The organism is Mycobacterium sp. NGS67 (assembly GCF_059812185.1).
This window is the reverse complement of the sequence record NZ_JCALCF010000041.1, coordinates 24,417-38,743: the sequence shown is the minus strand read 5'-3', so window position 1 is coordinate 38,743 and position 14,327 is coordinate 24,417. Positions and strand designations below refer to the sequence as shown.

Here is a 14,327-nt window from a genome sequence, read left to right as displayed (position 1 = left end):
CGCATGAGCCTCACGATAAACCCCGCCTACGACAAACACGGTCCGCTACGCGGACCGACAGACGGGATCGGCTATCCCCCGACTGAAGTCGAGGGCTTGCGCCGAAGAAAGCTTCGGTCAGGTGGGTCGGGCCACAACGACCGGTATGTGCACCGAATGCACGACGGCATTGCTCACCGAGCCGAGCAGCAGGCGTTCGATGCGACCGCGCCCGTGGCTACCGACGACCAGCAGCTGAGCGGTACGGGACCGTTCGATCAGCTCGCGAGCCGCGCTGTCCCGGACCACCAGCCGCTCGATGGTGACGTCGGGATAGCGTTGCTCCCAACCCGACAGACGTTCCAGCAGCACCTGGCCGGCTTGGGACTCCAGCTCCGACCAGTCGTAGCCGCCGAGGTCGAGGACCTCGTTGTCGCTCCAGGCATGGATGGCGACCAGCTTGACGCCACGACGGGACGCCTCGTCGAACGCGATCCCCGTCGCCACTTCGGAGATCTCCGACCCGTCCACGCCGAGCAGCACCGGAGCGTCCTCGGGAGGCGGGGGTGCTTCGTCCCGGACGACGACGACGGGGCACTTGGCGTCGCGCAGCACGCCCGAACTCACCGAGCCCACCAACACGCGCCCCACCACGCCGCGACCGTTGCTGCCGACGACGACCATCTCCGCACGCTCGGAGAACTCGACCAGGGTGGGCACCGGCGGCGACGTCTTCAGTTCGGTCGCGATGTCGAGGGTATGACTCGCCCCTGCCGCTTCACGAGCGAGTTCGGCCGCCGCGTCGAGTATCCGGCGGCCGTCGTCGTCCTGCCACACCGCCGCCCCGCCCGGCAACGGAATCTGCGGGAACGTCGGCACGCGTGCGTTGAGCATGTGCACCAGCGTCAGTGGGACGCCGCGCAATGCCGCGTCCCGAGCCGCCCAGGTCACCGCGGCATCCGACGGCGGCGATCCGTCGACACCGACGACCAGACCTCGACGTTGGACGGATGTGGTCATCTGATTCCTTTCTCGCACCGGCTCTCGGATACCCGCAAACACCATCGGCAGAGGAGCCCCGGCCGTGTGAGATACCCAACCATTCGTTGCTCACCCACGGAACTCGAGTACTTCGGAGACCGGCCGTCGTGGCGTGGGTGCGCCATGCGGCCCGTCGGCCGGTGACCTGCCGACGCGGATCAGCGCCTGGGGGTGTCCCTCGCCGCCGGTGATCTGGGTGATGATGTTGCGACTCATGGCCATCTCGGTCATGTGCGTCAACGTACATGTGGCCATCCCGGCCACGGTGCACTCGAGCAGTACCGCCGACAGTGCCTCGCCGCACCGCAGCACCTCGCGCGGGTCGTCGTCGCGGGTGGACAGCACCACGATTTTGGACCGGTCGTGGTCGATGCCGGCGCGGCGGTGGCCGGGCCCCGCCGGCGGGAAGGCCCGCGCGACGTCGACGCGTGCGGCCTCGTCGCTGGATATCAGCGCGCTGTCCGGCACGTGGGTCGCATCGGACTCGAAAGGAGAAGTCCACCAACGTAATTCGGACACATAGGAAGTGTCGTAACTGCGCAGCGTTTCGGTGAGCTTGGAGGCCTCGGCCAGCGCGGGACGCTGCTCGTCGGCGACCACGTCCAGCAGGACGCCGTGGTGATCTGCCGCGTTGTGCAGCTCGGCCTGCAGCGCAGGCCATCCCGTGGGTGCGGCGAACGGCAGCCGGTCGGTGCGCCGCCGCCGTATCGCCTCGGCCCTCTTCAGGACTGCCGCGCTGGCCTGTTGTGGCCAAACATGAAGTGTCGCAAGGTGAGCCGCGTGGCCGTCGAACCGCTCGGTGCTGCTGTCCCAACCGGCGGCCGCCAGCGCGATCCGAAGGTGATCCAGCACGGCGCCACAACTGATCCTCAGCTCACGCCCGGAGTGATCGGTTGCGTGCATCATCCGGCGCGGGTCCGCCGACAGGTGCAGCGTCGCTCCTTCGGCGATCCAGCGCCAAGGCTGACTGTTGTGCAGCGACGGAGCCCGGCACGCGAGCGCCACCACCGCACGGATCAACTCGAAATCCGGCCCCGCCGCCGTCATCGGTCCCACCCCCAGTCGGTCTGTCGTCGCACTTTCGCCGCGGCCCGCGACTCTCTCGACCTGATCATCGTTCGATCGCGTCGGCGGGCGCTAGGGACTGAAGTCCACATCGGCAGGCCATTGGTCGATCGGTCGGTCGCCCTCGACGGCGCGGGAGGTCGGGGCGACCTCGATACGGTTACGGTTGAGAAGATCAACTGCCGAAGGGAGTGGTCTGGTGTCAGGCTCCGGTGACGGCGTCACCATCTTGCCCGAGAGTGAATGCTGGGATCTGCTGCGAAGTGTGCCCATCGGACGCCTGGTGACCAGCGTCGACGGGCGGCCGCAGATTTTTCCGGTCAACTTCGCCGTGCAGCGCCGTACCGTGCTGTTCCGCACCGCCGAAGGCACCAAGCTGATCAGCACCGCGATCAACAATCAGGTGGTCTTCGAGGCCGACGAATACACCACCGCCGAAGGCTGGAGCGTGATCGTCAAGGGCGTGGCCCGCTCGGTGCGCGACGACGAAGACCTCGCGGAAGCCGAGCGTGCGGAATTACTGTCGTGGACGTCGACGACGAAAACGCACTACGTTCGGGTGCTGGCCGAGATGGTCACGGGCCGCAGATTCCGCTTCAATCAAGCCGGGCCCGCCTCGCCTGACGGCGGCCCGGCCGGGACCTAACGCGCGACGGACTGTTGGCCGTCGGCGATCCATTCGACGAAGTCGTCGAGGTCGCGACGCGGCGTAGACGGTAACGGGTCGGCGTTGATGGGCGCCCAGCCCACCCGGAGCAGCATCTGCGGATAGCCGTCGACACCGAAGACGTCCGAGCGCACCGCCGCACGCGTCTCACCGATCTCGAGCGGCTCGGTGACCGGGCAGCTGGACAGTCCCAGCGCGGTCGCGGTGAGCAGCACGACGCTGGTGGCTTCGCCGGCCCGTAACCACGCCAACCTGTCGTCGGTCGCGGTTCCCAGCGCCAGGATCGCGGCGTTGTCGGCGCCGGGTGCCCCACCGGCCGGAGTGGCCAGCGCCGGACGGGCAAACAGCCGGCCGGGTACCGCCGCGTTCAGATCCGGTTCCGGCGTACTGCGGGCCGGGACTCCGTCGGCCGAGGCGTGCCGGCCACTCCACGCGGTGAGCTCGGCGAGATAGTCCGGGTCGTTCACGTGGTTCCAAACCGATTCCGCCACAATCTCGTTCAGCTTGTCGGTGGCATCGATCTGACGTAACGCCACGCCGGTGCGGGCCGCGCGCGCGACCATCAGCGCGATGTCGCCCGTCGCGACGGGCCAGAAACTGTAGTGCCGCCGATCGGTGCGCCGGCGCGGTATCGCCGCGGCCATCATGATGTCGGGTTGGTCGGCCGGGTGCGGAGTGACTTCGACGGCCGCCAGGTGACTCGGGTCAGCGGGGTTCGGCAGCCGGGTCACCTTGGCGTGCCAACCCGTCGCGGCTAAGGCGACGACGCAGTGATTGAGCGCCGCACCACAACTGAGGATCAGGTCTCGGCCGTCGGGGTCGGTGATGGGCAACTGCAACGTCGAGTCGCAGTAGAGGTGCAGACTGGCTTCGTCCACTCGCCAGCGCCAGGGTTGCGTGTTGTGCACCGACGGCGCCCGCGACGCCAGCCGTAGGACAGTCCGAACAGTGCCGTCATCCGGGAAATGCGCGCTCATGTCTTCACGATGGCGCGATCCCGTCGCGCAGACGAGGGCATGGTGTCCCTAGAAACCGATGACTTTGGACCTTCGATGCCCGGTCAGCGGTACACGCGTTCCCGCACGCCGCGTGGTCATGGCAGGGTGACGGGGGTGGCCAACGCGTCTGCCCAGATCGACAACCTGCGTGAGATCGACACCTCCGTCGGGACCCTGCGCTACTACGATTGCGGCGCCGTCCCCACTCCGACTGTGCTGTTCCTGCACGGGTCCGGCCCGGGCGTCACCGGCTGGCGCAACTTCCGCGGGGTGTTGCCCGCCTTCAGCGCGCACTTCCGTTGCCTGGTACTGGAATTCCCCGGCTTCGGCGTCACCGACGACCTCGGCGGCCACCCGATGATCACCGCGCAGGGTGTGGTGGCGCCGTTCCTGGATGCCCTCGGGATCGAGCGGGTGCACATCGTCGGAAACTCGATGGGCGGCGGGGTCGGTGTGAACTTCGCGATCCGGAACCCGGACCGCATCGACCGGCTGGTCACGATCGGTGGCATCGGCACCAACACCTTCAGCCCCGGGCCCAGCGAAGGCATCCGGTTGCTGCAGGAGTTCACCGAAGATCCGACCCGGCAGCGGCTCGTCGACTGGCTGAAGTCGATGGTCTACGACCAGTCGCTGGTCACCGAGGAACTCGTCGAGGAACGTTGGCAGCTGGCCACCGATCCCGACACGCTGGCCGCAGCGCGCCGGATGTACGGCAAGGCCGCGTATTCGGCGATGATGACCGCGATGAGCGCCGCCGACCGGCCGATGCCGTGGGCGGTGATGCACAAGGTGACCGCACCCACGCTGTTGACGTGGGGCCGCGACGACCGGGTGAGCCCGCTGGACATGGCGCTGATCCCGATGCGCACCATCCCGAACGCGGAACTGCACGTGTTCCCCAACTGTGGGCACTGGGCGATGATCGAGGCCAAGGCGGCGTTCGAGAGCACCGTGCTGGCGTTCCTATCTAGATAGGTCCTTCGTGAGCAGCGCGTGCGCCTCGGGGTTTCCGTCCAGTACCCGGCTGGTGCGGGTACCGATCCGCCACTTCCCGTCGACGCGGTGCAGCACGAAATGGTTTGCGGTGCAACGCCAGACGCGATACCCCTGGCCGTCCCGGACCAATACCAGCGACTCGCACACCGCCACCGCGGAGTCGCCGTCGACCGTCACCACACAGGGCCCCAGAAAATGGCAACACCCGGCTGCCACCATCTTCTGGTGCGCCGCGGAACTGACCATGGCATGCACCTCGGCGCGACCTTCCATGCGCATCAGGTCCACGTCGTAGACGCCGTCCTCGGCCCACAACCGCGCGGTCGCATCGGGATCGCCGGCATCGACCGCCGGACCGTACGAGGCGATCAGGCGGGCGATGTCGCGTTCGTCTTCGAGCAACCGCAGCCGGGCAACGAGGTCCTCGACGTCGATCATGAGTCACCCCCGATCAACGCCTGGACCCGCTGGTGCGCGCCCAGGACGATCGCCGCGCGGTCCGGTCCACTGCCCCACCGCACCGACGCGGCATTGTCACCGGCGATGTGTACCGGCCCGTTGCCCAGATTCGCCAGCCCCTCACGCGCCACATCGGCCGGTTCGGACACGACCAGACCAGGCACGTCGAAGTTGAGGCCGGCCCGTTCCATGGCCGGGGTGCGGGTCACCCCCAACAGGAGTTCGAGTACGTCGACGTTGTAGTCGCGCAGCTCGAGCCACAGGCTTTCGGCGAACACCCGGCTGAACGCTTTGACTCCGGTGTAGGCCGACTGTCGCATCGAGCCGTACGACCCGGCGATCGAACCGACCAGGATGATGCCGCCGCGGCCCCGCTCGCGCATGGATCGGCCGAAGTGCTGGACGAGTTCCAGCATTCGGGTCACGTTCAGGTCGATCACCCGGGTGATCGCGGCCAGGTCGGCGTCCAGGAACTGTTCCCGGCAGGTGTTGGCACCGGCGTTGTAGATCAGCAAGCCGACCTCGAGGTCGGCCGTATCGGTCCGGATACGTGAAATCGCCTCCGGGTCAAGCAGATCTACCGCCACGGTGCGTACCTGCACCCCGATTTCGCGACAGCTCGTCGCGGTCTCCTCCAGTGGCTGCGGGTTACGGGCGATCAGCACCAGATCGACGCCGTCGTGCGCCAGTTGCCGGGCGAACTCGGCACCGACCCCCTCCGAGCCTCCGGCGATCACCGCCCACGGCCCGTACTGCGTTACGAACGTCATGGTTCGCCCCTCCTCATCGCTGGGTGGCGCCCGCGTCGACGGGCAGGTTCACCGCGGTGATGTAGCGCGCCTCGTCGGACGCCAGAAACAGCGTCGCATTCGCGACGTCCACCGGCTCCACCCACGGCACCGCGAGCAGGTTCATTGTCCGCGCGGCCTCGGCGAACTCGGCGCGGGTGGGCGGGCGATCCAGGTCGGGACGGAACGCGCTGCTGACGGCCTCGTTCTGAATCATCGGGGTGTCGACGTTGGTGGGATGCACACAGTTCACCCGGATACCGTGTGGCGCAAGCTCGTGGGCCAGGCTTCTCATCAGGCCGGTGACGCCGTGTTTGGCGGCGGTGTAGTGCGCCACGCCGACCAGACCGCGCATCCCGGCGATCGAATTGGTCAGCACCATCGCGCCCCCACCCCGAGCGATCAAGTGCGGTGCGGTGACCCGGCAGGTATGCCACACCCCGGTCAGGTTGACGTCGAGCATGGTGCGCCACGCGTCCTCACCCATATCGACAGCCGCTGCGCGCGAGGTGATTCCGGCGGTCGCGCAGACGATGTCCAGTCCGCCGAACTGTTCGGCGCCGCGGTCCGCCGCGGCCCGCATGGCGCTCAGATCGCGCACGTCGACGACTTCGGTGTGGATACGTGCACCCGCCTCGGTGACCAGCCGGGCTGTCTGGTCGAGGTCGCCCGGCGTGCTGTGCGGAATGATCACCGTGTCGACCGGGCCGCAGATGTCCAGCGCGACGATGTCGGCACCCTCCTGCGCGAAGCGCACCGCTTGCGCACGCCCGATGCCGCGGGCAGCGCCGGTGATGAGTGCCGTTTTGCCGTGCAGCCTTGTCATGTCGTCTTCTGGGTGAGCCCCGCGTCGACGACGAGCTGGGTGCCGGTGATGTAGCGGCCCTGTTCGGAGGCGAGGAACAGCACGGCGTTGGCGATGTCGACCGGCTCGACCCACGGCACCGGCAGCAGGTTGCGCGCCGTCAACACCTCGGCGGCGTCGGCTGCCGTCGGGTTCGCCAGGTCGGGGCGTAGACGGCGGAAAGTGTTCTCGTTCAACACCATCGGAGTGGCCACCGCACCGGGGTGCACGGTGTTGACCCGGATCCGGCGGGGTCCGAGCTCGTTGGCCAGGGTGCGCGCCAAGCCGACCACGGCGTGCTTGCTGGCGGTGTAGTGGGCGGTGTTGGCGGTGCCGCGGAGCCCGTTGGTGGAGCTGATGATGACGACCGATCCTCCGTCCGGCCCGATGTGGGGCACCGAGGCCCGGACCGTGTGCCACACCCCGGTCAGGTTGATGTCGAGGGTGCGCTGCCACACCCGCGGGTCGAGTTCCCATGACGGCGCGCCGGCCGTGTGGATCCCGGCGTTGGCGATCACCACGTCCAGGCGTCCCAACTCGGCCACCGCTGTGTCCACCGCGGCGGTGAGAGCCGCCAGATCGGCGACGTCCGCCAGACCAGACGCACAGCGACGACCCCGGCTCTCGACTTCGGTTGCGGTTATGCGCAATTCGTCGGCTGCCTCCGGGAAGTCCAGCGCGATCACGTCGGCGCCTTCGTCGGCGAACCGCTGGCAGTGCACTCGGCCGGTGCCGCGCGACGCCCCGGTGACCAGGACGACCTTGTCCTGCAAGCCCGCCGTCATGGCTGTTTGACGAAGTCGAATCCCTTGTAGCCGGCATCGGCGACCTCGGCACAGATCTGGTTGTAGGTGGCGAATCCACCCACGAAAAGCATGAAACCCCTGGGCTTTCCGGGGACATTTGCGCCCAGGTACCACGAGTCCGCCTTGACGAACAGCGATGCATCGGCGCGGCGCGCCAATTCGGCGACCCAGCCGTCCACCGCGTCCCGGGTGGGTTCCATCGCGGCGTAGGAGTGGTCGTCGAGGTAGCCGATGGCGTCGGCAATCCAGTTCACGTGTGCCTCGGCGTGTAAAACCATGTTGGCCAGCACGGCCGGGGCTCCGGGACCGGAGATGACGAACAGGTTGGGGAATCCGTCGATGCCCAACCCCAGATAGGTGCGGGGACCGTGGGCCCAGTTGTCGCGCAACCGCACTCCGTCGCGCCCGGCGATGTCGATCTTGCCCAGCGCACCGGTCAGGGCGTCGAAACCGGTGGCGAAGACGATGGCGTCGAGGTCGTAATGTGTTTCGCTGGTGTTGATCCCGGTGGCGTCGATCGATTCGATCGGCGTGGCACGAACGCTGATCAGCGACACGTTCGGTTTGTTGAATGTCTGAAAATAGTTGCTGTCGGTGCAGATTCGTTTGGTGCCGATCGGGTGGTCGTTCGGGATCAACAATTCGGCGACCGCCGGATCGTCGATCACAGCGCGGATCTTCTCCTCGTAGAACCGGCGGGCCTCGTCATTGGCCGCCATGTCCGTCATCTGATCCGGGAACGTCTTCGAGTACAGCACACCGCCCAGTTGCCAACGCTTTTCGAACGCCGCCCGTCGCTCGTCCGGGGTGAACTCCATGGTCGGCTTGTCCGCAGTGAGGTGCGGCGAGCCACCACCGCTGAGCCAGGACAACCGGCGGCGTTCGGCGTAACCCGCCTTGATCTCGGCGAGTTCGGTTGCGGAGAGGGGTTTGTTGCCGGCGGGAACGCTGAAGTTCGGGGTGCGCTGGAAGACGTAGAGTTGGGCGGCCTGCTCGGCGATGATCGGAATCGTCTGGATGCCAGAGGATCCGGTGCCGATGACCGCCACCCGTTTGCCGGTGAAGTCGACGGGTTCGTGCGGCCAGTGGGCGGTGTGGTAGATCTCGCCCGCGAAGGTGTCCAGTCCGTGGAAGCTCGGGGTCATCGCATCCGACAGCGGCCCGGTGGCCATCAGGCAGAACCGCGCCGTGTAGGTGTCGCCGGTGTCGGTGCGCAGAGTCCACCGCAGCGTCGCCTCGTCGAGTACCGCCGAAACGACGCGGGTGTTGAGCACGATGTCGCGGCGCAGGTCGAGTTTGTCGGCGACCCAATTCAGATAACGCAGGATCTCGGGCTGAGTGGCGTACTTCTCGGTCCAGTCCCATTCCTGCTGCAGTTCCTCGGAGAACGAGTAGCAGTAGTCGACGCTTTCCACGTCGCAGCGGGCGCCGGGATAGCGGTTGAAGTACCAGGTGCCGCCGAGCTCGGAAGCAGCCTCGACCACCAGTACCCTCAGCCCCTGGGCGCGCAGCTTGTGCAGGGCGTACAGACCGGCGAAGCCGGCACCTACGACCACGACGTCGAGAGGTTGATCGGAGCTCACAAGCATCCACCGTAAGACCTCGGCGCCCGCGAACACAGACCCCTCCCGTTCATCGGGATCGCCTTCGGTTTCCCCGCCCGCTGCGGTACACCATTAGATGAGCCCACACACGTTAGGACGACAGCATGAGCGAGCGGGTTATAGATCGAGTAGTCGAGATAGCCGACCAACTGCGCGAGCAGGGCCCCGAAGCCGAGCGCATCGGCCGCCTCACCGACGAGACGGTCAAGATGATGAAGACGGCCGGGCTGATCCGCCTGCTGCAAACCAAGCAGTACCAGGGGTTCGAGGTCCACCCCCGCGAGTTCGCCGAGACGACGATGGCGACGGCGGCACTCGATCCGGCCGCCGGTTGGATCGTCGGCGTGGTGGGCGTGCATCCTTATCAACTCGCCTACGCCGACCCCAAGGTCGCCGCCGAGATCTGGGCCGACGACGTCGACACCTGGATGGCGTCCCCGTACGCGCCGCAGGGAGTCGCCCGGCCGGTCGATGGGGGCTACGTCTTCAACGGCCGGTGGCAGTTCAGCTCCGGCACCGACCACTGCGACTGGATCATCCTGGGCGCGATGCTCGCCAACCCCGAGGGCGTGCCGTTGATGCCGCCGCAGATGTTGCACATGATCCTGCCGCGCAAGGACTACGAGATCGTCGACGACTCGTGGAATGTGGTGGGGCTGCGGGGAACCGGCTCCAAGGACGTCATCGTCAAGGATGCGTTCGTGCCGGCCTACCGGACGATGGACGCCACCAAGGTGATGGACGGTACCGCGCAGCGGGAAGCCGGCATGACCGAGCCGCTGTACCTGATGCCGTGGTCGACGATGTTCCCGCTGGGCATCTCCGCGGCGACCATCGGGATCGCCGAAGGCGCCCTGGCCGCGCACCTGGACTATCAGCGGGAGCGGGTCGGCGCGACGGGCACCGCGATCAAAGACGACCCGTACGTCATGTACGCGATCGGCGAGGCCGCAGCCGACATCAACGCGGCCCGGCAGGAGCTGCTGGCCAACGCCGACCGCATCTACGACCTGGTGGCCGCCGGCAAGGAAGTGTCGTTCGCCGACCGTGCGGCGGGCCGACGCACCCAGATCCGCGCTGTGTGGCGTGCCGTGTCGGCCGTCGACGAGATCTTCGCCCGCTCCGGCGGCAACGCGGCGCGGATGGACAAGCCACTGCAACGGTATTGGCGCGACGTGCATGTCGGCCAGATGCACGCCATCCACGTCCCCGGCTCCACCTATCACGCGGCGTCGCTCAGCTCCCTGGGTGTCGAGCCCCCGATGGGCCCGCTGCGGGCACTGATCTGAGGCCTGCGGTGAGCGAACTGAAAAGCCTTGGCTACATCACGGTTTCGACCAACGACATCGAGCGGTGGCGGCGGTTCGCCTTCGGTGTGCTCGGTTTCGCCGAAGGGAAAGGTCCCGACAGTTCGGCGCTGTACCTGCGCATGGACGAGCGCGCCGCCCGCATCATCGTGGTTCCGGGTGACGTCGACCGGGTGATCACTGTCGGCTGGGAAGTGCGCGATCACGCGGCATTGCAGCGGGTCAAGGCCGCGCTGGACGGGGCCGGCGTCGCGTTCAAGGAATTGTCCGTCAAGGAGGCCGACGCCCGCCGCGTCGAAGAGGTGATCACTTTCGAGGATCCGGCCGGGACGACGCTGGAGGTGTTCCACGGCGCCGTGCTGGACCACAGCCCGGTGGTCACGCCGTTCGGTGCGAAGTTCGTGACCGGCGATCAGGGGCTGGGCCACGTCGTGGTGCCGGCGAGCGATCCCAAGGGATTGTTCGAGTTCTACACCGACGTACTGGGTTTCCGGTCTCGCGGCGCCTTCCGGATACCGCTGCCGGCCGAATTCGGTCCGATCCGGGTGCGCTTCCTGGGGATCAATGCGCGTCATCACAGCCTGGCGATCGCCCCGGCGATGCACCAGCGCGACCCGGGACTGGTACATGTCATGGTCGAAGTCGACACCCTCGATGCCGTCGGCCAGGCCCTGGACCGCGTCAACGCCGACGGTTTCACCGTTTCCTCCACCCTGGGACGGCACACCAACGACAAGATGGTGTCGTTCTACGTGCGCGCCCCCGGCGACTGGGACATCGAGTTCGGTACCGACGGGATGCGGGTCGACGAAACCTATTACACCGCAGAGGAAATCACGGCCGACAGCTACTGGGGCCACCAGTGGATCCCGGAGCCGCCCGCCGCCATGCGCATGTGAGCGCCCCGGCGCCGCATGTGGCGCTCTTGGCGCGAGCGGCGCTCTTGGCGCGAACAGACGCAAAAGCACCCGAAAACGTAGATTTTCGGGTGCTTTTGCGTCTGCTCGCCGTGTCGGTGACAAGCGCCACATCGGTGTGATATTCCTAATAGGAATATATCGCTTAGGAGGCTCTATGCCTGACGAGACAGCCACACCAAGTGCCGTCATCGACCGCATCTCGCTGGTGCTGGACGCGTTCGACGGACCCGGACGGCTCACCCTGGCCCAGATCGTGCGGCGCACCGGCCTACCCCGTTCGTCGGCGCACCGGATGCTCGATCGGCTGGTGCAACTGCGCTGGCTGCGCCGCAACGGCCGTGACTACGAGCTCGGCATGCGCCTGGTCGAGCTGGGTTCGCTCGCCGTGCACCAGGACCGGCTGGTGCGTGCCGCCAAACCCCTGCTAGCCGAATTGCACCGTGCCACCGGGCTTGTCGTACACCTGGCGGTTTTGGACGGGGCCGACGTGCTGTATCTGGACAAGGTCGGCGACCGGCTCTGCGACGGCATCCCGACCCGCGTGGGTGGACGGCAGCCGGCGCACTGCACGGCCGTCGGCAAGGCGATGCTGGCTTACGGCGACGCCTCGGAAGTGGATGTGCGGGTTCGCAAGACGAAGTACTCGATGTGCACCGGGTCGCAACTCACCGCCGAGTTGGCGAAGGTACGGGCACATGGCGTGGCGTTCGAGCGCGAGGAGTCGCTGCTCGGATTCGGGTGCGTCGCGGCCCCCATCGGCGCGCCCGGCGAGGCAGTGGCGGCGGTGTCGGTGTGCGGGCCGATGAAGCGGATGATGTTCGATCAGCGCCTGGCCGCGCCCGTCCGCATGATCGCGATGGGCATCTGGCGCAACGTGGAAGACGGGCCGCAGCGGGTCGCCCCTACCCTGCAGCCGCTGCGCCCGCTGCGTCCGGTCCTGCAGTACGCGTGAGTCTCGACCCCCAGATCGCGGGACTGCTGGAAACTTTGGACTCCGGCTTCCCACCGGTGCACACCATGACCGGCGCCGAGGCCCGAGCCGCCATCCGGGCCAGGTTCGTTGCGTCCGCCGAACCCGAACCGGTCCGGGAGGTCCACGACGACGTCATCGCCGGGCCGGGCGGGGACATCCCGGTGCGGGTCTACCACCCCGACGGCGGGGGGCTGGCGGTGCTGGTCTACGCGCACGGCGGCGGGTTCGTGTTCTGCGATCTGGACAGTCACGACGCGCTGTGCCGAAGTCTCGCCAATGCTGTTCCCGCCGTGGTTGTCTCGGTCGGATACCGGTTGGCGCCGGAGCATCCCTGGCCGGCCGCGGTCGAGGACATGTACGCCGTCGTCCAGGCGGCAGCGTCCGGCGCGTTCGGTGGCGACACCGGCCGCGTCGCGGTCGGCGGTGACAGCGCCGGCGGCAACTTGGCCGCGGTGACCGCACTCAAGGCCCGCGACCGCGGCGGGCCCGGTCTGGCCGCGCAACTGCTGATCTACCCCGTGCTCACACCCGACTTCGACACCGAGTCCTACCGACTCTTCGGCCGCGGTTACTACAACCCGAAGCCGGCCATGCAGTGGTACTGGGACCAGTACGTGCCCAGACTGGACGATCGCACCCACCCTTATGCCGCACCGTTGAACGGCGAATTGTCCGGGCTGCCACCCGTGGTCATGGTGATCGCCGGACACGACCCGTTGCGCGACGAGGCGCTCGACTACGCGAATGCCCTGGACGCCGCGGGCGTACCGGTGACGCGTCTGCGGTTCGACGGCGCGATACATGGTTTCCTGAGCATGCCGACGCTGAACATCGCGGCGGTAGCGCGGCAACAGGCATGTGAAACGCTGCGCGCCGCTCTGAGGCCCGCCCATGAGTGACGGCCTGGTGTACGTGATCGACCGGGTGCTGACCCGGCCGGGGTGCGGGCGGCGGTTCGTCGACGCTTATCTCGCCGAGTACGCTCCCGGTGCCCGCGCGCGGGGCATGACGTTACGTGACGTCTTGGTCAGCCCACCGATCTGGTTCGACGACGCCGGCAACACCGTCACGATCACCTGGACGCTGCCCAGCGTGCAGGCTTGGTGGGAGATGACGTGGCAGGGTCGCCCGGATCCCGGCCTGGCCGAATGGTGGTCGCGGATCAGCGAATTGGTCGTCGAGCGGTCGCGCTCCTTCGCGGCGGCCGCCGACGATGTGGACGAGTTGTGCGATGTATAGCGTCACCCGGTTGCTCGACGTGCCCGAGTCCAGCCGAACACGGGTCCTCGCCGGCCTGCGTGCTGTCGCGACGCGCGCGCCCTACCGGATCGTGGAGCCGACGATGCCCGGCTCACGCAACGGCGGCGATCTTCTCGTTCATCTGCGCTTCGGATCCGAGTCCGACTGGCGTTCGCTCGAACCGGATTTCGCGGCTGTGCTTGCCGACCCCGCCGTGGAACGAGTCAACGGCGCCGGCTATTCGGGATCCCCGGTTCGCGTCGACACCGTCAGCGGCACCGTCTACCGCACCTTGTTGCTGCGGGTAGCGCCCGGCACCGCCGCCGCCACCGTCGCACGCTTCGAGGACGAACTGCGGGCGATGCCGCGGTACGTAAAGACCATCACGGCTTGGCAATTGAGCCGCGTACAGGAGGCGGTCGGCACTTCGCCGTGGACGCATGTGTTCGAGCAGGGCTTCACCGACGTCGATGGCCTGGTGGGTCCGTATCTGATGCATCCGATCCACTGGGCCGTGGTGGACCGCTGGTTTGATCCCGAATGCCCCGACGTGATTGTCCGGGACCGGCTGTGCCACAGCTTCTGCGTGCTGCCCGAAGCGGCGAGGTGGGAACGCCTTCCGCAGACGCGCTGAGCTG

At 67.5% G+C, this 14,327-nt stretch carries 16 protein-coding genes; 8 read left to right on the top strand and 8 right to left on the bottom strand.

Features of this window, described 5'->3' with window-relative positions:
- Positions 1 to 117: 117 nt before the first annotated feature.
- Together AC5Y4D_RS25120 and AC5Y4D_RS25115 are read right to left on the bottom strand one after the other, a co-directional pair.
- Positions 118 to 999 carry a universal stress protein gene (locus AC5Y4D_RS25120; RefSeq protein WP_499993735.1) on the bottom strand — a complete coding sequence of 294 codons (882 nt, stop codon included), beginning with the start codon at positions 997 to 999 and terminating at the stop codon, positions 118 to 120.
- 90 nt (positions 1,000 to 1,089) lie between these two features.
- Positions 1,090 to 2,067, bottom strand: a complete 978-nt coding sequence (locus tag AC5Y4D_RS25115; protein WP_500038496.1) for an Acg family FMN-binding oxidoreductase — start codon at positions 2,065 to 2,067, stop codon at positions 1,090 to 1,092.
- Between the two features lie 217 nt (positions 2,068 to 2,284).
- On the opposite strand from AC5Y4D_RS25115, the gene AC5Y4D_RS25110 reads away from it, so the two are divergent.
- Entirely contained in the window at positions 2,285 to 2,731 is a 447-nt protein-coding gene (locus AC5Y4D_RS25110; RefSeq protein WP_500038495.1) for a pyridoxamine 5'-phosphate oxidase family protein, read from the top strand.
- Here the strand turns inward: AC5Y4D_RS25110 and AC5Y4D_RS25105 are convergent.
- Positions 2,728 to 3,729, bottom strand: a complete 1,002-nt coding sequence (locus AC5Y4D_RS25105) for an Acg family FMN-binding oxidoreductase (RefSeq protein ID WP_500038494.1) — start codon at positions 3,727 to 3,729, stop codon at positions 2,728 to 2,730. The genes AC5Y4D_RS25110 and AC5Y4D_RS25105 overlap by 4 nt on opposite strands.
- Before the next feature lie 135 nt (positions 3,730 to 3,864).
- On the opposite strand from AC5Y4D_RS25105, the gene AC5Y4D_RS25100 reads away from it, so the two are divergent.
- Positions 3,865 to 4,728 (top strand): alpha/beta fold hydrolase, encoded by an 864-nt coding sequence (locus AC5Y4D_RS25100; RefSeq protein ID WP_500038493.1) that lies wholly within the window; start codon positions 3,865 to 3,867, stop codon positions 4,726 to 4,728.
- Here the strand turns inward: AC5Y4D_RS25100 and AC5Y4D_RS25095 are convergent.
- From AC5Y4D_RS25095 to AC5Y4D_RS25075, 5 genes are read right to left on the bottom strand one after another with little or no spacing between them, the layout of a single operon-like run.
- A complete protein-coding gene (locus AC5Y4D_RS25095; RefSeq protein ID WP_500038492.1) occupies positions 4,717 to 5,187 on the bottom strand; it encodes a nuclear transport factor 2 family protein in 471 nt (156 codons plus the stop codon). The genes AC5Y4D_RS25100 and AC5Y4D_RS25095 overlap by 12 nt on opposite strands.
- Positions 5,184 to 5,978 carry an SDR family NAD(P)-dependent oxidoreductase gene (locus tag AC5Y4D_RS25090; RefSeq protein WP_500038491.1) on the bottom strand — a complete coding sequence of 265 codons (795 nt, stop codon included), beginning with the start codon at positions 5,976 to 5,978 and terminating at the stop codon, positions 5,184 to 5,186. The genes AC5Y4D_RS25095 and AC5Y4D_RS25090 overlap by 4 nt, the downstream gene beginning before the upstream one ends.
- 13 nt (positions 5,979 to 5,991) lie before the next feature.
- Complete coding sequence (locus AC5Y4D_RS25085) at positions 5,992 to 6,822, bottom strand: mycofactocin-coupled SDR family oxidoreductase (RefSeq protein ID WP_500038490.1); 831 nt, start codon at positions 6,820 to 6,822, stop codon at positions 5,992 to 5,994.
- Complete coding sequence (locus AC5Y4D_RS25080) at positions 6,819 to 7,625, bottom strand: mycofactocin-coupled SDR family oxidoreductase (protein WP_500038489.1); 807 nt, start codon at positions 7,623 to 7,625, stop codon at positions 6,819 to 6,821. The genes AC5Y4D_RS25085 and AC5Y4D_RS25080 overlap by 4 nt, the downstream gene beginning before the upstream one ends.
- Positions 7,622 to 9,235, bottom strand: coding sequence for a flavin-containing monooxygenase (locus tag AC5Y4D_RS25075; RefSeq protein WP_500038488.1), 1,614 nt, complete (start codon positions 9,233 to 9,235; stop codon positions 7,622 to 7,624). The genes AC5Y4D_RS25080 and AC5Y4D_RS25075 overlap by 4 nt, the downstream gene beginning before the upstream one ends.
- A 119-nt stretch (positions 9,236 to 9,354) precedes the next feature.
- Here AC5Y4D_RS25075 and AC5Y4D_RS25070 point away from each other — a divergent pair, with 119 nt between their 5' ends.
- From AC5Y4D_RS25070 to AC5Y4D_RS25045, 6 genes are all read left to right on the top strand, one after another.
- Positions 9,355 to 10,539: an acyl-CoA dehydrogenase family protein gene (locus tag AC5Y4D_RS25070; RefSeq protein ID WP_500038487.1), complete on the top strand. Its 1,185-nt coding sequence runs from the start codon at positions 9,355 to 9,357 to the stop codon at positions 10,537 to 10,539.
- 8 nt (positions 10,540 to 10,547) lie between these two features.
- The gene (gene bphC / locus AC5Y4D_RS25065) at positions 10,548 to 11,456 is read left to right on the top strand and encodes a biphenyl-2,3-diol 1,2-dioxygenase (RefSeq protein WP_499993751.1); all 909 of its coding nucleotides are present in this window, start codon (positions 10,548 to 10,550) and stop codon (positions 11,454 to 11,456) included.
- Between the two features lie 175 nt (positions 11,457 to 11,631).
- Positions 11,632 to 12,429, top strand: coding sequence for an IclR family transcriptional regulator (locus tag AC5Y4D_RS25060; RefSeq protein WP_500038486.1), 798 nt, complete (start codon positions 11,632 to 11,634; stop codon positions 12,427 to 12,429).
- Positions 12,426 to 13,349, top strand: coding sequence for a LipP1 family hormone-sensitive lipase (gene lipP1 / locus AC5Y4D_RS25055; protein WP_500038485.1), 924 nt, complete (start codon positions 12,426 to 12,428; stop codon positions 13,347 to 13,349). Before AC5Y4D_RS25060 ends, lipP1 begins: the two co-directional genes overlap by 4 nt.
- On the top strand, positions 13,342 to 13,689 hold the full coding sequence (locus AC5Y4D_RS25050; RefSeq protein WP_500038484.1) for a hypothetical protein: 348 nt from the start codon (positions 13,342 to 13,344) through the stop codon (positions 13,687 to 13,689). Before lipP1 ends, AC5Y4D_RS25050 begins: the two co-directional genes overlap by 8 nt.
- The gene (locus AC5Y4D_RS25045; RefSeq protein ID WP_500038483.1) at positions 13,682 to 14,323 is read left to right on the top strand and encodes a Dabb family protein; all 642 of its coding nucleotides are present in this window, start codon (positions 13,682 to 13,684) and stop codon (positions 14,321 to 14,323) included. The genes AC5Y4D_RS25050 and AC5Y4D_RS25045 overlap by 8 nt, the downstream gene beginning before the upstream one ends.
- Positions 14,324 to 14,327 lie beyond the last annotated feature (4 nt).